Origin of the sequence: Candidatus Villigracilis proximus (assembly GCF_016717045.1) — a bacterium.
Lineage (GTDB): Bacteria > Chloroflexota > Anaerolineae > Anaerolineales > Villigracilaceae > Villigracilis > Villigracilis proximus.
The window spans coordinates 534,966-552,935 of the sequence record NZ_JADJUO010000001.1; the positions used below are offsets into that span (position 1 = coordinate 534,966).

Consider the following 17,970-nt stretch of genomic DNA (forward strand, 5'->3'; position numbering starts at 1 on the left):
GTTTTCTTTCCTCTTTCCTCTTTCTTCGACATGGAGAACTTATGGCTGAATCGATTACTGTTGTAAAACTTGGCGGCACGGAGGGCGTGGATTTTTCTGCGATCTGTGCGGATGCGGTGGAATTGTTGAAGCAGGGCAAGCGCCTTGTTTTTGTGCATGGTGGTTCTGCGGAGGCGAATGCACTGGGTGAAGGTCTTGGCACGCCGCCGAAGATGATCACTTCGCCTTCGGGCTATACGTCACGTTATACCGATAGAAAGACGTTGGAAATCTTTTTGATGGCGGTGAATGGCAAAGTCAATTCGTTGTTGACAGAGCAATTGCAAATGATGGGCGTCAATGCGGTTGGTGTGTGCGGATTAGATGGAAGACTGATGCAAGCCACGCGCAAAGAGTCTGTGCAATCTATTGAGAATGGCAAGCGCAAAATTATCCGTGATGATTACACGGGGAAGATCGATATGGTGAATAGTGAACTGCTTTTGATGCTGCTGAATGCAGGCTATTTGCCAGTGATCGCACCCGTGGCTGTCAGTGAAAAAGGGGAGGCGTTGAATGTGGATGCTGACCGCGCGGCGGCGATGGTGGCGTCTGCACTCAAGGCGGAGAATTTGTTACTGCTGACGGCTGTCCCCGGGCTGATGAAGAATTTCCCAGACGAGTCGACTCTCATTCGGCAACTGCCGCAGAGTCAGTTGTCGGCGGCGAGTGAAGCGGCGCAGGGTCGCATGAAGAAGAAAGTGTTGGGCGCGGAAGAAGCGCTCAAAGGCGGCGTGAGTCGCGTCATCATCGCGGACGGGCGGATTCAAAATCCGATCTCGAATGCGTTGGCTGGTAATGGAACAGTTATTGAATGAAGAGTGTAGAATGATGAATGGCGCTTGTGTTGTATAGACAATAAATTATAATCGCGCCTCCCAAACCTTGGGGAGCCCCCCGCCCGGGCAGAAAAACCAGGAAAAACGGGACCGCCCAAAAGGGGAGGCCCCTGCGGGCCCCCTCCCCCCCAACCACCCCCAAAAAAAGGCGAAAAAAAAGGAAAAGAAAAAAAGGGTTGGGGCCGGGGGCCAGGGGGGGGGGGGGGGGGGGGGGGGGGGGGCCGGCCCAGGGCGCCCGGGCCGGGGGTGTCAAGGGGGGAGGGAGGCCGCGGGGGGTGGGGGGGTGGGGCGGGGGGGGGGGGGGGGGGGGAGGGTGGAAAAGGCTCTCTCTGCCCCCGCCCCCCCGAAAGAAAAAAAAAAGAAAAAAAGGGGAGGATTGTTGGCCCCGTCTTCCAAGACAAAAAAAAAAAAAAAAGAAAAAAAAATAAAAAAAAAAAAGCCGAAAAAAAAAACCCCACAATCTAAATCATTTATGAAACTAGCCACACTTGTATTGGAAGATGGAACCGTGATCGAGGGGCGGGCCTTCGGCGCGGAAGCCGACGCCGTGTTTGAGTTGGTGTTTAACACCAGCATGACGGGCTATCAGGAAATTTTGACCGACCCCTCGTATCGCGGACAAGGGGTGCTGTTTACCGTTTCGCATATTGGGAATGTAGGAATTAATACCGAGGATGACGAGTCTGCGAGACCGCAGGTATCAGCGGCGGTCATTCGTTCTTTAAGTCCGATGGTGTCGAACTGGCGTTCGGCGCTTTCTTTATCTGACTGGCTGACACAGCATAATGTGCCGGGAATCAGCGGCGTGGACACACGCTGGCTAACTCGCAAGCTGCGCGATGGCGGCACACAAAAAGCAGCACTTTCCACCAAAGGTACATCGGCAGATGTGTTGTTGAAAATGGCGCGTGATTGGGCAGGACTCGATGGACGCGACATGGTGAAGGAAGTGACGTGCGAAGAGAGTTATCACTGGGCGGGGGATGAGGGGAGTAAATGGATTGGAGACCATAGACTGCAGACGATGGATGATGGAAAAAACATGGTCAATCGTCAATGGTCAATCGTCGCTTATGATTTCGGGATTAAAGAAAATATTCTTCGCCACCTTGCTTCATTCGGCGCAAATGTGACCGTTGTCCCTGCGGATACGACTGCGGATGAAGTGTTGGCGTTGAAACCTGATGGAATCTTTTTATCCAACGGCCCCGGTGACCCTGCGGGATTGCCTTACGCTGTTGAAGCGGTGAGCGGATTGATAGCGAGCGGTGTGCCAATGTTTGGTATTTGTTTGGGTCATCAACTCATTGGGCGTGCGTTGGGCGCAGATACTCATCGCCTCAAATTTGGTCATCACGGCGGTAATCATCCCGTTCAATATTTGCCATCGGGTGAGGTGTTGATCACTGCACAGAATCATAATTACTGCGTTACTGCTGGTGACTTGAATTCAAGTGAAGTTGAAATTACATACAAGAGTTTGAACGATGACTCGTTGGAAGGTATACGAATGAAGAACAAGCCCGTGTTCAGCGTGCAGTTTCATCCTGAGTCTGCGCCGGGTCCGCATGACGCGCATGATATTTTTGGCGATTTTTTCAAAATGATTGGGGATAAATAATATGAAGCGTACAGATATTCATACAATTCTTGTGCCTGGTTCCGGAGCTATTGTGATTGGTCAAGCCGCAGAATTTGATTATTCTGGCACACAAGCCGTCAAGGCCTTGAAGGCGGAAGGCTATCGCGTGGTACTGGTCAACTCGAACCCTGCCACGATCATGACCGACCCTGAAATTGCAGACGCAACTTATATTGAACCGCTCACGCTCGAATCACTGGAAGCCATCATCGCACAGGAAAGACCCGACGCCATGCTTCCGACTGTTGGCGGTCAAACGGGATTAAATCTCGCGCTGGCGCTCAGTGAAAATGGCGTGCTTGAAAAATATGGCGTGCAACTCATCGGCGCGAATCTTTCCGCCATCAAAGCCGCTGAAGACCGCATGTTGTTTCGCGAGACCATGCAAAAAGTTGGTATACCAATTCCGCATGGTGGTGCGGCATATTCGTTGGCCGAAGCTGAAGAGATCATCAAGCAAACGGGCTACCCTGTTTTAGTCCGCGCTTCGTTTGCGATGGGCGGCACGGGCGCGTCGTGGGTTTATGAACCCGATCAACTTCAAGAAGCGGTGCGCAGTGCAATTTCTGAATCGCCAATTGGTCAGGCCTGGCTCGAAGAGTCTGTCATGGGTTGGAAGGAATACGAACTCGAAGTCATGCGCGATAAAAAAGATAATTTTGTCGTTGTGTGTTCCATCGAAAATCTCGACCCGATGGGCGTACACACTGGCGACAGTATTACCGTCGCGCCTGCGCAAACGCTCACCGATCGCGAGTATCAAGTTTTGCGCGACATTGCCCATCGCGTGCTGACCGCTGTCGGTGTGGAAACAGGCGGCTCGAATGTGCAATTCGGCGTTGATCCCAAAACCGGGCGCGTTGTCGTCATCGAGATGAATCCGCGTGTGAGTCGGTCATCCGCGCTGGCGTCCAAAGCCACGGGCTTCCCCATCGCCAAGCTCGCCGCACTCGTCGCTGTCGGTTATACGCTTGATGAAATCACAAACGACATTACCAAACAAACCAAAGCCGCCTTCGAGCCGTCGCTTGATTATGTCGTGGTCAAAATTCCGCGCTGGGCGTTTGAGAAATTCCCAGGCGTGGATTCGATCCTCGGTCCGCAGATGAAATCAGTGGGTGAGGCGATGGCTCTCGGACGGACATTTCCCGAAGCCCTGAACAAAGCGATTCAATCCCTTGGAAATTGGCGTGGACGCACTCGACGCTTCGGGGCCTAACCGAGAACTGGTCGCTGACCCTGAAACATTCGCCACTCTGAAAGTCCCTACCGCTGACAGACTATTCCGCGTGTATCGTGCTATTCAACAGGGACTTCCGCTCGAAGAGATTGCTCGAGCCACTGGCTATGATCTCTGGTATCTCGCACAAATGCAGGAAATTAGAAATTGCGAATTAGAAATTAGGAATTTCAGAGCGCAGAACGCAGAAGGCGGAAGGCAGGAGGCAGAACTGAAAGTCCTTCTCCGAACCGCCAAACAAATGGGATTCGCAGACTCGCACATCTCCCGCCTTCTAGATTCATCCTTCATAATTCATAATTCATCCTTCCGTGAACTACGGAAATCATTAGGAATAATACCTACGTTCCAAAGAGTAGACACCTGCGCCGCAGAATTCGAATCGCAGACACCGTACTTATACAGCGCCTACGAAATGGAAGATGAATCCCGCCCGACCGATAAGCAGAAAATCTTAATCCTCGGCGGCGGGCCGAATCGAATCGGTCAGGGGATTGAATTTGATTATTGCTGTTGTCAGGCTGCATTTGCCTTATCAAAGATGGGTTACGAAACCATCATGTACAACTGTAATCCTGAAACTGTCTCAACTGATTACGACACAGCAGACCGTTTATATTTTGAGCCACTCACGCTTGAACATGTTTTGAATGTGATCGATCTTGAAAAACCCGTCGGCGTCATCGTCCAATTCGGCGGACAGACTCCGCTCAACCTTGCGGCGGGACTTGAAGCGGCGGGTGTGAAAATTCTGGGCACGTCACCGCACGCCATTCAACTCTCTGAAGACCGCGAAGAGTTTGCGAAACTGCTCAAAGAGTTGGATGTGCCCCAGCCCGAAAATGGAATCGCACGCTCCATTGAAGAAGCGCGTGTTATTGCTGAAAGAATCGGATATCCTGTTTTAGTGCGTCCGTCTTTTGTGTTGGGTGGGCGGGCAATGGCTTTAGTGGAGTTCGAACCCCATTTGGCAGGATTCATTCAAAAGGCGATTGAGGCGGCTCCTGGTCAACCGATCTTGATCGATAAATTTATGGAAGACGCTTTCGAGATCGATGTGGATGCACTCGCAGACGGCGAGCGAGTCGTTATCGGGGCGATCATGCAACATATCGAAGAAGCAGGCGTCCATTCGGGTGATGCGGCTTGTGTTCTGCCGCCGTATAAAGTCAGTGAATATCATCTTGGTATCATGCGCGAATACACTGAACAACTTGGTCTCGCGCTCGGTGTGCGCGGATTAATGAACGTGCAGTTCGCGTTGAAAGATGAAGTGGTCTGCGTGCTGGAGGTTAATCCGCGTGCTTCACGCACTGTGCCATATGCCAGCAAGGCCACGGGATTAAATCTTGCATACGCCGCCGCGCAAGTGATGGCGGGCAGTAGTTTGGAGAGTCTTGGTATTTTGGAAGAACCGCGCGTAGACGGATTTTTTGTCAAAGAGGCTGTCCTGCCGTTCAAGAAATTATCCGGCTCAAGTTCATTGCTCGGTCCTGAAATGCATTCCACGGGTGAAGTGATGGGACATGCTTCTCACTTTGGACACGCTTTTGCAAAATCACAGATTGCGGCGGGTACAGGTTTGCCGCAAAGCGGCGCAGTGCTGATTACGGTCAATGATTATGACAAGAGTGCTGGTTTGAAATTTGCGCGTGATATGTATCGCATGGGCTTTCGCCTTTATGCCACACCGGGTACTGCGGACATGTGTCAGAAAGCAAACATGGCTGTGGAAGTCGTTGAGAAAGCAATGGATGGTTCCACTCAAATTGTAGATTTGATCCGTTCCGGAAAGATCCAGCTGGTGCTAAACACGCCGTTGGGTCCGCATGCACACAGTGATGGCGCAGCGATTCGTTCTGCGGCCATCGCGATGAATGTTCCATTATTAACCACGCTCTCTGCAGGGACGGCGGCGGTCGCTGCCATTCAGGCGATCCGCAAAAAAGAATTGAGTTATCGAAGTTTACAGAGTCACTTTTCGTAATGGAGAAGTCAGAATGAAGAGTGCGGAATAAAAAAATCTGCATTCTTCATTCTAAATTTAATTTGGAGAAACTATGAATATTGTTGAAACAGAAAATAAATATACTTCTGGTGTATATGCCAAGCAAACATTAACCATCGTCCGCGGACAGGGTGCTTCGTTGTTTGACGAGAACGGCGTGGAATATTTGGATTGTTCATCTGGACATGGCGTCGCCAATCTCGGTCACGCTCACCCGAAAATTGCTGAGGCGATCTATAAGCAGGCATCCACGCTGATAACGCTTTTTGAAACCTTCCCCAACGATCAACGCGCCGCACTGATGGAAAAGATCACCGCGCTTGTTCCGGGTTTGGATCGAGTCTTTTTCTGCAACTCAGGGACAGAGTCTGTGGAAGCCGCTTTCAAATTTGCGCGTATTTCCACCGGGCGCAAAAACTTCATCGCAGCCATGCGTGCCTTTCACGGACGAACATATGGTTCACTCTCAGCGACATATAACAAAAAATATCGTGAAGGATTCGAGCCGCTTTTACCGGGCGTTTCGCATGTGGCATATAACAATATCGAAGCTTTGGAGAAAGCCGTAAATGAAGAGACCGCTGCGGTAATTCTCGAAGTGGTGCAAGGTGAGGGCGGAGTGTATCCCGCCACCGCGGAATATATTCAAGCTGCACGCAGAATCTGCGATGAGCGCGGCGCATTGTTGATCGTGGATGAAATCCAAACGGGCTTTGGCCGTACGGGTAAAATGTTTGCCATTCAACATTTTGGTGTGACACCTGATCTATTAACTTGTGCAAAATCAATAGCTGGCGGCGTACCGATGGGCGCGGTATTGATCGGACAGAATGTAAAGAATCTAACCCCAGGCGTACACGGCTCAACCTTTGGCGGGAATCCGCTTTCGTGTGCGGCAGCGAATGCGGCACTTGATGTCATGAAGGACGAAGACCTGGCTGGTCAAGCTGCGGCGAAGGGTGCTTATCTTGTTGAGAAATTGAGAAAAATAGAGTCACCAAATATCCGTGAAGTGCGTGGAATGGGACTGATGATTGGGATTGAAATGAAGCAGAAGGTCACAACTTATATTAAGACATTGCAGGAGAAAAAGATCATTGCCTTGAATGCTGGCATGACCGTGATCTTGCTTGTTGCCGCCGCTGGTGATTTCGTATGAACAGATCGATCATGTGGTTGAAGTTTTAACCGAAGTGTTAACTCAGACGGCGAACGATGAACAATAGACCACAGACAATTGTCCATCGTCTGTGGTTCGTGGTCGAGGACTTGCAATGAGTGATACTCTGGTCGGTTTAGTTTCGCAATATAGCCCATCGGGGGAGGAGCGTGGGGCGGTGGATTGGCTGGTGGCGCGGATGAAGTCACTTGGCTACGATGACGCTTTTGTTGACGAGGCTGGCAACGCTGTCGGTGTGATGGGGAAAGGGGCGAAGCAGGTTATGTTGCTGGGTCACATTGATACAGTGCCTGGTGAGATTCCTGTCCACGTGGAGGATGGCCTTTTATACGGGCGCGGCTCGGTTGATGCGAAAGGTCCGCTGGCGTGTTTTGTGGATGCGGTGGCTCAAGTGGGTGTGAAGGATGGCTGGCAGTTTGCGGTGATCGGTGCAGTAGAAGAAGAGCGCAATTCAGAAGGTGCGCGTTTTGTTGCAACGCAATATAAACCTGACTTTGCGATCATTGGCGAACCCAATCAATGGGACAGAATGGCGCTTGGCTATAAAGGAAGCGCGTGGGCCAATGTGACCATCAAGCGCGGACAAGCGCATACTGCAAGCGGTGAAGAGACAGCAGCAGAAGCGGCTGTGGAAGTTTGGTTGAAGATAAAAGCCTATGTCGATTCGTTCAATGCGGATAAACAAAAAGTATTTGATAAATTATTATTAACCCTGCGCGGCATGGATTCAGACTCTGATGATTTCGAGCAATGGGCACGCTTGAAAGTTGGAGTCCGCTTGCCGGTGGAAGTTTCGCCGGAAGATTGGTATATAAAGTTAAGTGAAATTGTAAAGGATGGAGCAGTTGTTGACCCAACCGGCTTTGCCATCCCTGCCTGGGGGTGTGAGAAAATACTCCGCTGGTGAGAGCTTTCTTAAGCGGAATCAGGTCACAGGGCGGGGAGCCGCGTTTCGTCTATAAAACAGGAACCGCTGATTTGAATATTGTCGCGCCGGTGTGGAAATGTCCAGCCGTTGTGTATGGGCCGGGAGATTCGGCGTTGGATCATACGCCGAATGAGCATATTAATTTGGAAGATTATGCAAAAGCGGTGACTGTGTTGAGTGAGGCTTTGAAGAAATTATCGGATTAGAGAGTGTTTTTTAATTCTTTTTAAACCACAGATGAACACGGATAAACACTGATTTTTGATAAAAACAGGATTGTGAGACTTTTCAATATCCCTTTCATCTGTGTTTATCTGTGGCTAATTGCACTTAAGAAATGTGCTCTTAAGTGTTGAGCGCTTGATCTAAATCCCACAGAATATCTTCGATATCTTCAAGGCCGATGCTCAAGCGGATAAAATCAGGGCTGACGCCTGCGGCGGTTTGTTCTTCATCTGAGAGTTGACTGTGTGTGGTGCTGGCGGGATGAATGGCGAGCGATTTTGTGTCGCCGAGATTGGCAACGTGGCTGAAGATTTGCAGGTTGTCGATAAATTTTGCACCCGCCTCTCTGCCGCCTTTGACGCCGAATCCCAACACGGCGCCGGTGCCTTTTGGTAAATATTTTTTTCCGCGCTCATGGTCGGGGTGACTGGCGAGACCGGCGTACGAAACCCATTTGACCTTTGGATGATTCTCCAGAAACGCAGCAACACGCTGCGCATTTTCCACGTGACGTTCCATGCGCAGGGATAATGTGCTGACTCCCTGTAAAAATTGCCATGAAGCAATGGGTTGTTGAGCCGATGAATTTTGTTGTGGAGTGAGTCACAATATCCGCGCCATACTCGAAGGGTCGACACAAATAAGGCGTGGCAAAAGTATTATCGATCATGAGCGGAATGCCGAATTCCTGCGCGATCTTTGAAACTTCGTCGAATGGGAAGATGTTGCCGAGCGGATTGCTGATGGTCTCGCCGTAAATAATTTTTGTGTTGGGCTGAATCGCGCGGCGGAAGTTTTCGGGGTCGGTGGGGTCGACGAGTGTGACGTTAATTCCCAATCTTGGAAATGTATATTTGAATTGAGTAACTGTCCCGCCATATAAAGTGGATGTGGATACGATGTGATCACCCGCATTGCAAATCGTGAGGATGGCTGTCGCCTGTGCTGCGTGACCTGAACCGACTTCCAGCGCGCCCACTCCGCCCTCTAAACTGGCCATGCGTTTCTCGAAGACATTTGTCGTCGGGTTGGAGATGCGCGTGTAGATGTTGCCTGCTTCCTGAAGCGCGAAGAGACGCGCGGCGCGTTCCGTGCTTTGCAGGTCGTAGGCGGATGTTTGATAAATGGGAACTGCCTGGCTTCCGGTGGCGGGGTCTGCGGTGTAGCCTTCGTGCAGTTGACGGGTGGTGAAGCCAAATTTATGAGGTGTGGGCATAATAAAGTTCCTTGTATAAAAACAGGAGACATATCCCTATGTCTCCTGTGCTTTTATCTCTTTGAAATGGGCCTGGGAATATCGTTCGGGTCAAAGGCTGTGGCTTGGTAAACGTAGTAGTTCAACCAGTTTGCGTATAAAAGATTTGCATGTCCACGCCAGCGGACGTTGGGCACTTTGCTTGGGTCGTTGTTGGGATAATAATTTTGCGGGACGTGGATCGGGAGTCCCTTGTTGATGTCGCGGTCGTATTCGGCTTTGAGAGTCAGCGGGTCATATTCGGAGTGGCCGGTGATGAAGAGGTGACGTCCATCTTTGGAGCCGACAATGTACACGCCGGCTTCATCTGATTCGGCGAGCATTTGAATCTCGTTGACCTTCTCCACATCTTCGCGGCGGATCTCGGTGTGGCGGGAGTGGGGGGCGAGGAAAATGTCATCGAATCCCCGAAGCAGGTTTTCGGTCGAGGAAAGGATGCGGTGCTCGTAGACGCCGAACATCTTGTGGGGCAGGTCATATTTCGGGATGCCGTATTTATGGTAAAGCGCGGCTTGCGCTCCCCAGCAAATATAGAAATTGGATTCAACATTCGTTTCAGACCAATCCAATATGTGCGTCAGTTCATCCCAATAATCCACTTCTTTAAATGGCAATTGCTCAACGGGTGCGCCGGTGATGATCAGGCCGTCAAATTTTTTATCTTTTATTTCATCAAAGGTAACGTAATGATTAAGTAAATGTTCGGCGTCGGTATTCTTTGATTCGTGTGTGGCGGTGTGCAGCAGGGTGATCTCCACTTGCAGCGCGGAGTTTGAAAGCAGGCGCAAAATTTGCGTTTCAGTTGCGATCTTGGTTGGCATAAGATTCAGGATCGCCACTTGCAATGGGCGGATATCCTGTTCTTGTGCGCGTTCTTCATCCATGATGAAAACATTTTCGTTTTCAAGAATGGCACGTGCGGGAAGGGTGGAGGGAACTTTTACGGGCATGGGGTTTTCAAATGATGAATGTTGAATGCGGAATGATGAATGTTAGGCGGAGCGGTTTTTCTTGGTGGTTTTTACAGGGGCCCCGAGGGCCCAAATTAATTCTTCATTCTCTTTTTTTGTTTTTTCCCGGCTCTTGCAGCCTTTTTGTGGGGCTGCTTTCCTGTCTTTTGAGGTTCTCTTGCATAAGCCTGCAAAACTAAGTACGAGGCCTATGCAAGAGATTTATTCATCATTCATCAATCTGCATTCATCATTACGCGTTGAGCGCTTGATCCAGATCCCACTTGATGTCTTCGAAGTCTTCGAGACCAATGCTCAAGCGGACGAAATCGGGGCTGACGCCGGCCGTGACCTGCTGTTCTTCGGTCAGTTGGCTGTGGGTGGTGGTGGCTGGGTGAATGGCGAGACTGCGCGCATCACCTACGTTGGCGAGGTGGCTAAAGAGCTGCAGGCTTTCAATGAACTTGCGGCCTGCTTCTGCGCCGCCTTTGATACCGAAACCAAGAATTGCACCTGCGCCCTTGGGTAAGTATTTCTTGGCGCGGGCATAATCGGGGTGACTCTTGAGGCCGGGATATTTGACCCAGCTGACTTTCGGGTGCTTCTCAAGATATTCGGCAACGGCTTGCGTGTTCTGCACGTGACGGTCAATGCGCAGGTTGAGGGTTTCAAGCCCAAGCAAAGTCTGCCATGCGTTGAAAGGTGACTGGCAGGCGCCGATGTCACGCAGAACTTGCACACGCGCCTTGATCGCAAACGGGGGAAGTCCGGCCGCGGCGATGGAGGAGTAGACCAGGCCGTGATATGAAGGATCGGGGGTATTGAAGTTTTCGAACTTGCCATTGCTCCAATCGTAATTGCCGCCGTCCACAATGATACCGCCGATGGAAGTTCCATTACCGGTGATGAATTTGGTGGTCGAGTGGGTGATAACATGCGCGCCCCATTCGAACGGGCGGAAGAGATACGGAGTGGCAAAGGTATTGTCAATGAACAGGATCAGTTTATGTTTGTTCGCGATCTCGGATACTTCTTCAAAAGGGAAGACTGAAATATCAGGGTTGCCGAGAGTCTCGCCATAAATGATCTTGGTGTTGGGTCTGATGGCCGCTTCAAAATTCTTCGGGTCACTCGGGTCAACGAATGTAACTTCGATTCCAAGTTTGGGAAGTGAATAAGCAAACTGATTATATGTGCCGCCATACAAGCGGGATGATGAAACGATATGGTCACCGGCGCTGCACAAAGTGAAAATTGCCTGTGCCTGCGCGGCATGACCCGAGCTTGCGGCCAATGCTGCAACGCCGCCTTCGAGTGCTGCGATGCGCTGTTCAAGCACATCGGTGGTCGGGTTCATCAAGCGGGTGTAAATATTTCCCAGCTCTTTGAGCGCGAACAAATTCGCAGCGTGTTCGGTGCTCTTGAATTGATAGCTCGTTGTCTGATACAACGGCACGGCGCGGCTGCCAGTGGTGGCATCTGGTGAGTAGCCCGCGTGTAACTGACGGGTGGCAAAACCTAATTTACGATCTTTGAGTGTGGTCATGTTAAGATATCTCCTCTTGAATAATGTTTACCCGCCCTTTCAGAAGAGATGTTTTTTGTGTCTACGTAAACACTTAAAAAAAATAACCTCTTCTGAAAGTACAAGAAGAGGTATACGTCTATACCGTCCTCTCATCTTCCAGATATGAATGACTTTTTTCCGTCATTCTTATTTGTCGGATTTGGCACCATAACGATTGTCTGGTTGCCGAGACTTCAAAGGGCCGATCCCTCAGTCTCTCTGGATAAGAGCGAATATTTAATTTCGCCGTTTATATCATGGCGCTTATAAATGTGTCAAGTAATTAGATCAATTTATCCATTACCCATTCGGGTACTCTTGAAAAGTCTGTTTTCTTTACCACAAAGACACCAAGAGAAAAAACTTTGTGACTTGGTGCCTTCGTGACTTTGTGGTTAATTTTAAACACTCTATTACAAAAGATTTTCATTGACCAATAATTCAGCATTATAGATCGATGCACCCGCCGCGCCGCGAATCGTGTTGTGGGAAAGAACAACAAATTTAAGATCAAGGATTGGATCCCGCCTCACGCGGCCGACCACTGTCGTCATGCCTTTTCCTGTTAATCGGTCGAGTCTTGGCTGGGGCCTGTCCGCTTCATCTCTGACGCTGATCACTGGTTGCGGAGTCGAAGGCAGATTCCTCGCTGAGAGGGGAGCGGCGTAATCGCGTAAGGCTTGAATCGCAACTTCCGGTTCAACGGGATTGTCCAATGCCACGCTGGCACATACGGTGTGACCATCGATCACCGCCACGCGATTGGTATGCGCGCTGAATTTAATATCCGCCAGATCAATTTTGTTTTCGTTAAATTTGCCGAGCATCTTGCGCGGTTCCCATTCCACTTTTTCCTCTTCGCCGCCGTTGCCAACATTGGGAATGATATTGTCAATAATATCGAGTGACGGCACGCCGGGATAGCCCGCACCAGAAAGCGCCTGCATCGAGACCATGAATACTTTCTTCACGCCAAAGGCATCATCCAAAACCTTGAGCGCAATCGTTAAGCCAGTGCTTGTGCAATTCGGATTTGTGACGATACATCCGCTCCAGCCTTTGTTAATGCGCTGCTGTTTGACCAGTTGAATATGGTCCGCGTTGATTTCGGGCAGCAGCAACGGCACATCCTCTCCGCGCCGATAGGATGACGCATTCGAGCAGACCGCCGCGCCGGCTTTTGCGAAGGCGGGTTCGAGTTCATTTGCAATTTCAGTGTGCAATGCCGAAAAGACGATCTTCGCCTGCACTGCATCCGTACTCGCAGGGACAACGATCATATCGCGTGCATATTCCGGCATGGGCGTATCCAGCACCCAGCGTGCGGCCTGTGCATACGTCTGCCCGACTGAACGATCAGACGCCGCCAAAGCAACGACCTTGAACCACGGATGATTTTCCAACAAAGAAATAAAGCGCTGGCCGACAGAACCTGTCGCGCCGAGAATTGCTACGGGAATTTGAGATTGAGACATGGGACTCCTTAATGGTTTTTGTTTGGTTGGTTGTAGACAGGTAAACAAGTAGACATGTGATGCGCTATTTACTTGTTTCCCTGTTTACTTATTTACTTTCCTGCTATCAAATCATGCAATGACCTTACCGCCAGTTCTGTATCTGCGGCGGCAACGACCATACTGATGGATACTTCTGATGAGCCTTGTGCGATGGCAAGGACGTTGGCTTTGTTGTTCCCAAGCTGCGTAAAGACCTGTCCTGCCACGCCGGGGGTGTGACGCATTCCCACGCCGACAACAGTGATGATCGAAACATCTTCGGTCATCCAGACGCGGTCAATATCTTCGTCTTCGATCTCGCTTGCAAATGTGACTTGTAATGCGTTGATGACCGAATCGGCTGATTCAGAGGGCACTGCAAAACAAATGGACTGTTCCGAGGAAGCCTGTGTAATTAATGGCACACTGGTTTTTGTGGATGCCACTGCGCCAAATGCGCGGGCTGCCACGCCGGGCACGCCCAGCATACCACGCCCTTCGATGGTTACTAATCTTTGATTGCGGATGGCTGTCACCGCTTTGACGATCTGTCCATCGCGAGGCTGCAGGTCGGATGGGATGTTTGCGATCAGGCGTGTGCCGGGATGTGACGGGTTGAAGGTATTGCAAATGCGAAGTCCGATGCCGGCATCCACCACCGGGCGGATCGTTTTGGGGTGCAGCACTTTTGCGCCGTAATAGGCCAGTTCTGCCACTTCGCTGTAAGTGATCTCAGATAATGTTTTGGCATCTTTCACAATGCGCGGATCGGTGGTCATGATGCCGTCTACATCTGTCCAGATCCAGACATCGTCAGCAGGCAGGACTGCGCCGATGATCGCCGCAGAGTAGTCACTGCCGCCGCGCCCGAGGGTGGTGATCGCGCCTGTAGGGGTTGCGCCGATGAAGCCTGTGGTGACAGGGACAATGCCCTGATCAAGCAGCGGATTTAATAACTGTCTTGTCTTTTCAGTTGTGGCTTTGAAATCAGGATGTGCATTTTGGAAGTGGGCATTCGTGACGACGAACTCTGTCGACTCGATGGCTTTTGCGCTGACGCCTGCGCTTTCAATCACTGCGCCCAGCAAGCGGACGCTCATCCGCTCGCCGATGGAGGCTGCTGCGTCCATGGCACGCGGACTGGCTTCGCCGAGAATGGCGATCGCTTTGCATAATTCCACAAAGGAGTGGATCAGACTGTCGATCTCGTGTTTGGTTTCTGCGCGCAGTGTTTCATCTTTGATGAGCGCATCTGCGGCGGCGAAGTGTTTTTCTCTCAGCGTGGATTCTGCACTCGGAAGCGAATCAGTTTTCCCTTGCGAAGCGGATGCGGCAGAGTCCAATAATAAGTTGGTGACACCAGACATCGCGGAAGTGATGACTACCACCCGTGCATAGTCTGCGCGGGCATCCTTTACGATCTGAGCCGCCTTCGTCAGCGCATCCGCCGACCCGACAGATGTCCCTCCGAATTTCATTACAAGTGTTTTATTTTCCGGCATGATGTTCTTCTCCTTTGTGATAACAAAAACGCCCCACGTTTCCGTGAGGCGTTGTGCGTTCTGAGTATCCGTTTTGTTCGGTTACTTTTGACCAAGCACAATTGCCTCACGGAATGTACCGGAGGTAGTGGTCATGGTCATCATAGTGCCGAAATAAAAGTTGTTCATTGGGCGGTATTCTATGCGAGGGCAGGGGATTGGTCAAGGGCTTTGATATGGGGGATTTACATGAGGGACAGTATAATGACGAAGAAAAAATATTTTATGATGGTGTATATAAAGTGTTATACAGAACGCCGCCGTGTAAAACATAGTTAGGCGCTTCGCAGGCTCAGAATCTTGTTTATTTCCTTCTTGACGATACAGAACATAAGTTCTACAATTTCATGAAGGAGAATACCCATGACAAAAACAATCATTTCATCTATAAGCAAGTCTACGCAAAACACCACTTCGGTTAAAGAGTTTATTGCTTCACTTGATAAGCAAACCTTAAAAGATAGCAAAGTGCTTGTTGAAATCATGCAGGGGATTAGTGGAAGTAAGCCTAAATTATGGAATGTAGGCACGATTGGATTTGACTCCTATCATTACAAATACGACAGTGGGCGTGAAGGCGACAGTTTTGTCATTGGCTTTTATCCAAGAAAAGGTAAGATAACCGTCTACCTGATGGACGGCACGGTACGCTACTCTGAATTGCTGGCTAAGTTAGGTAGACATACTACTACTGGGTACTGTGTTTATATCAAGCATCTTGGCGATGTGGAGTTGCCAATCCTCGAACAAGTCATGCAAAGGTCATATGAGAATATAAAGTCGCAAGACGGGCATATCAACCAAATATTATGGAAGGCTGAAAAATAGGTATTTCCGCCTTACTTTATATGCGTTCCGTGAACGCGCCTAACAAAGCTTGCCCTGACGCTGGGGATTCTGCGCAAATCTCAAGCAGTTTTCTACGCCTTATCATTTTTCCAGTTGGACGGCTTTGCCGTCCCCACCCCAGCGCGGGTAACGCAAACCGTTAGCCCGCACCACCAGGATCGCTCGGATAACTTCAGTTCATGCTCAGAGAGCCAGATGTGTTCTAGGCTTACACGCAATGCAAGCACACTGCCAGATCCAAGAGAAGGTATTTCATGTCTCAATTCACCCAATCACCTCAGTCGGATTTACTACCTATGCAAGATGTTCTTTCGATGTTCAACAACGTTTCATGGCTGGTATGCACATATGGATTTGGAGTGTTTCTCGCCGTCCTATCGCTGTTGAGCGGGCTCACAACAGGGCAAAGTTTTAGTATTGAGCTTGTACTAGCTCGAATGTTATTAGTCGTGGCGTGTGGTACATATTTGTTATTCCCGTATTGGCTATATCAACGCCAGGTCATTGGTGGAAAAGAATTATCAGGGCTCTGGTGGCTTGTCATGGCGCTTTACACAGGTATATTATTTGGATATGTGATCCTTGTGCTGTTTGATATACTGAGGCAAATTCTGAAAATAATCATGAAACCTCAGGGAAGTGAGCGGATTAATTTCATGTTCGGTGGCAGCAAGTAGAGCAGTCGCCCGTCGTTTGGGAGCGGGCTATAACCCAGCGTGCACCCGACGCTGGGGAGTCTGGCGCGATTCCAAGCCTTTTTCTACGCCTCAGCATTTTTCCAGTCGGACGGCGTCCCGCCGCCCGCCCCAGCGCAGGTAACGCAAACCGTTGGGCGGCTACATTCTCTCCGCTCGTTGAATACCAATAGGAGTTATTTGCATGGTTGACGACCCTAAACAATCCATACAAGAACAAAATCCTGAGAATTCTGCTTCAGTTACTCAAATAGATACTGGTCTCACGCAAACAAAAAAACCACGAATATCTATCTGGACAATTTTTGGTGTTATTGCTGGAATAGTTTTTTTATGTTTAGCAATTGTTATTACTAACATAATAATTAGTTCTAAGAAAACAGCAGTTGAGGAAGCTGCCATAACATCCGTTTTGGATAACTATATGAAGTATATGGCTGCTAGAGATGTTACAAATGCTTACGCTCTTTTTTCCCCTGAATTTAAGGAGGTCTATTCTCTTTCTGATATTGAGGGACTGACAAAAGGTGATACTTATGAGCTATTTGATGGATACCAGAGTCTATTTATTCAAGTCTCAAGATTCTCCACTGTTGTAAGCACAGAAAAACCAATTCGTGATGTTGCAAGAATTTCAGGCACAATCTCATACAAAGGAAATATTCAAGGTGTGTTTGAGTCTACCTTTGAGAAGCTCGATGACAAATGGAAAATCTCCCGCATCAAAATCACCGTGCCTCCTGCTAAACTTGAGCAATGATCGAAGCCGTTCGATTAAGAGCCGCCCAACAAAGTGTGCAGCGGACTTGTATGATTCTGCGCCATTTCCGGGAACTTCTCTGGCTTCGATTTTTCTGCTCCCAAGCAGAGTCTACGGGCGGACAGTCCACGTGAATGGGGGGCACTCTTTCCCTCAGTTAATAAAGGATTAAAATAATGTCAGAAGAACAACAAATGAGAAAAGTTATTTTTGCCATCAACATCACAATAGACGGCTACTGCGGCCATGAAATGGGGATCGTCGACGACGAATTGCACGAGTACTTCACTGGGCTCTTGCGTGATTCAGGCGTTGAAATTCTCGGACGCAACACGTATCACTTGATGTATCCATACTGGCACAATGTCGCAGTGAATCAATCGGAAACGAAAGTGACCAACGAATTCGCACGTACATTCGATTCCATGCCAAAGATTGTCTTTTCAACGACGTTGAAGAGCGTAGAGTGGAACAACACGACGCTCCTCCACTCAAATCTTCGAGAAGAGATTATGAAGTTAAAACAACAGCCAGGAAAAAATATTTCCATTGGTGGACTGAACATCGCATCGCAAGTTGCAGAATGGAATCTCATCGACGAGTATCACTTTGTCGTTCACCCGATCATTGCGGGAAAAGGTCCCCGCTTGTTCGAATCGGTCAAGAACCTTACATTAAATCTTGTTGGATCAAAAACGTTTCGTTCGGGTGTTGTTGCATTACATTACAAGAAATAAAAAATGAAAAGCGGGCTAA

Annotated in this window: 13 protein-coding genes, 2 pseudogenes and 1 riboswitch; of the genes and pseudogenes, 10 read left to right on the forward strand and 5 right to left on the reverse strand. The window is 49.5% G+C overall.

Annotated elements, in window-relative coordinates; translation table 11 throughout:
• Positions 1 to 53: 53 nt before the first annotated feature.
• From IPL71_RS02860 to IPL71_RS02890, 6 genes and pseudogenes are all read left to right on the forward strand, one after another.
• Complete coding sequence (locus IPL71_RS02860) at positions 54 to 857, forward strand: [LysW]-aminoadipate kinase (protein ID WP_345318803.1); 804 nt, start codon at positions 54 to 56, stop codon at positions 855 to 857.
• Positions 858 to 1,350: 493 nt separating this feature from the next.
• Complete coding sequence (carA, locus tag IPL71_RS02865) at positions 1,351 to 2,499, forward strand: glutamine-hydrolyzing carbamoyl-phosphate synthase small subunit (RefSeq protein ID WP_345318649.1); 1,149 nt, start codon at positions 1,351 to 1,353, stop codon at positions 2,497 to 2,499.
• Position 2,500: 1 nt separating this feature from the next.
• Positions 2,501 to 5,747 (forward strand): annotated as a pseudogene (gene carB / locus IPL71_RS25735) (carbamoyl-phosphate synthase large subunit).
• 73 nt (positions 5,748 to 5,820) lie between these two features.
• Positions 5,821 to 6,927 (forward strand): aspartate aminotransferase family protein, encoded by a 1,107-nt coding sequence (locus tag IPL71_RS02880; RefSeq protein WP_345318655.1) that lies wholly within the window; start codon positions 5,821 to 5,823, stop codon positions 6,925 to 6,927.
• A 115-nt stretch (positions 6,928 to 7,042) separates the two neighbouring features.
• Positions 7,043 to 7,855: a M20/M25/M40 family metallo-hydrolase gene (locus IPL71_RS02885; RefSeq protein WP_345318657.1), complete on the forward strand. Its 813-nt coding sequence runs from the start codon at positions 7,043 to 7,045 to the stop codon at positions 7,853 to 7,855.
• A complete protein-coding gene (locus IPL71_RS02890) occupies positions 7,852 to 8,082 on the forward strand; it encodes a M20/M25/M40 family metallo-hydrolase (RefSeq protein WP_345318659.1) in 231 nt (76 codons plus the stop codon). The genes IPL71_RS02885 and IPL71_RS02890 overlap by 4 nt, the downstream gene beginning before the upstream one ends.
• Before the next feature lie 139 nt (positions 8,083 to 8,221).
• Here IPL71_RS02890 and IPL71_RS02895 read toward each other — a convergent pair.
• From IPL71_RS02895 to IPL71_RS02915, 5 genes and pseudogenes are all read right to left on the reverse strand, one after another.
• Positions 8,222 to 9,317: pseudogene (locus tag IPL71_RS02895) on the reverse strand (O-acetylhomoserine aminocarboxypropyltransferase/cysteine synthase family protein).
• Positions 9,318 to 9,370: 53 nt separating this feature from the next.
• Positions 9,371 to 10,306, reverse strand: coding sequence for a homoserine O-acetyltransferase MetA (gene metA / locus IPL71_RS02900; RefSeq protein WP_345318660.1), 936 nt, complete (start codon positions 10,304 to 10,306; stop codon positions 9,371 to 9,373).
• Positions 10,307 to 10,559: 253 nt separating this feature from the next.
• Positions 10,560 to 11,852 carry an O-acetylhomoserine aminocarboxypropyltransferase/cysteine synthase family protein gene (locus IPL71_RS02905; RefSeq protein ID WP_345318662.1) on the reverse strand — a complete coding sequence of 431 codons (1,293 nt, stop codon included), beginning with the start codon at positions 11,850 to 11,852 and terminating at the stop codon, positions 10,560 to 10,562.
• 128 nt (positions 11,853 to 11,980) lie between these two features.
• A riboswitch (SAM riboswitch) is annotated at positions 11,981 to 12,103 on the reverse strand.
• 183 nt (positions 12,104 to 12,286) lie between these two features.
• Positions 12,287 to 13,348, reverse strand: coding sequence for an aspartate-semialdehyde dehydrogenase (asd, locus tag IPL71_RS02910; protein WP_345318664.1), 1,062 nt, complete (start codon positions 13,346 to 13,348; stop codon positions 12,287 to 12,289).
• Between the two features lie 92 nt (positions 13,349 to 13,440).
• Positions 13,441 to 14,871: an aspartate kinase gene (locus tag IPL71_RS02915; protein ID WP_345318666.1), complete on the reverse strand. Its 1,431-nt coding sequence runs from the start codon at positions 14,869 to 14,871 to the stop codon at positions 13,441 to 13,443.
• A 402-nt stretch (positions 14,872 to 15,273) separates the two neighbouring features.
• Here IPL71_RS02915 and IPL71_RS02920 point away from each other — a divergent pair, with 402 nt between their 5' ends.
• The 4 genes from IPL71_RS02920 (at position 15,274) to IPL71_RS02935 (ending at position 17,951) form a co-directional block, all read left to right on the forward strand.
• Positions 15,274 to 15,738 (forward strand): DUF1801 domain-containing protein, encoded by a 465-nt coding sequence (locus tag IPL71_RS02920; RefSeq protein ID WP_345318668.1) that lies wholly within the window; start codon positions 15,274 to 15,276, stop codon positions 15,736 to 15,738.
• A gap of 275 nt (positions 15,739 to 16,013) precedes the next feature.
• Complete coding sequence (locus IPL71_RS02925; protein ID WP_345318670.1) at positions 16,014 to 16,436, forward strand: hypothetical protein; 423 nt, start codon at positions 16,014 to 16,016, stop codon at positions 16,434 to 16,436.
• 202 nt (positions 16,437 to 16,638) lie between these two features.
• A complete protein-coding gene (locus IPL71_RS02930) occupies positions 16,639 to 17,214 on the forward strand; it encodes a nuclear transport factor 2 family protein (RefSeq protein WP_345318672.1) in 576 nt (191 codons plus the stop codon).
• Between the two features lie 194 nt (positions 17,215 to 17,408).
• Positions 17,409 to 17,951, forward strand: coding sequence for a dihydrofolate reductase family protein (locus tag IPL71_RS02935; protein WP_345318805.1), 543 nt, complete (start codon positions 17,409 to 17,411; stop codon positions 17,949 to 17,951).
• The last annotated feature ends 19 nt before the right edge of the window (positions 17,952 to 17,970 follow it).

Coding starts and splice junctions, on each gene's coding strand:
- IPL71_RS02885 (WP_345318657.1), top strand. CDS start 7,043: ATGAGTGATACTCTGGTCGGTTTAGTTTCGCAATATAGCCCATCGGGG.
- metA (WP_345318660.1), bottom strand. CDS start 10,306: ATGCCCGTAAAAGTTCCCTCCACCCTTCCCGCACGTGCCATTCTTGAA.
- IPL71_RS02930 (WP_345318672.1), top strand. CDS start 16,639: ATGGTTGACGACCCTAAACAATCCATACAAGAACAAAATCCTGAGAAT.
- IPL71_RS02880 (WP_345318655.1), top strand. CDS start 5,821: ATGAATATTGTTGAAACAGAAAATAAATATACTTCTGGTGTATATGCC.
- IPL71_RS02905 (WP_345318662.1), bottom strand. CDS start 11,852: ATGACCACACTCAAAGATCGTAAATTAGGTTTTGCCACCCGTCAGTTA.
- carA (WP_345318649.1), top strand. CDS start 1,351: ATGAAACTAGCCACACTTGTATTGGAAGATGGAACCGTGATCGAGGGG.
- IPL71_RS02920 (WP_345318668.1), top strand. CDS start 15,274: ATGACAAAAACAATCATTTCATCTATAAGCAAGTCTACGCAAAACACC.
- IPL71_RS02935 (WP_345318805.1), top strand. CDS start 17,409: ATGAGAAAAGTTATTTTTGCCATCAACATCACAATAGACGGCTACTGC.
- asd (WP_345318664.1), bottom strand. CDS start 13,348: ATGTCTCAATCTCAAATTCCCGTAGCAATTCTCGGCGCGACAGGTTCT.
- IPL71_RS02925 (WP_345318670.1), top strand. CDS start 16,014: ATGTCTCAATTCACCCAATCACCTCAGTCGGATTTACTACCTATGCAA.
- IPL71_RS02915 (WP_345318666.1), bottom strand. CDS start 14,871: ATGCCGGAAAATAAAACACTTGTAATGAAATTCGGAGGGACATCTGTC.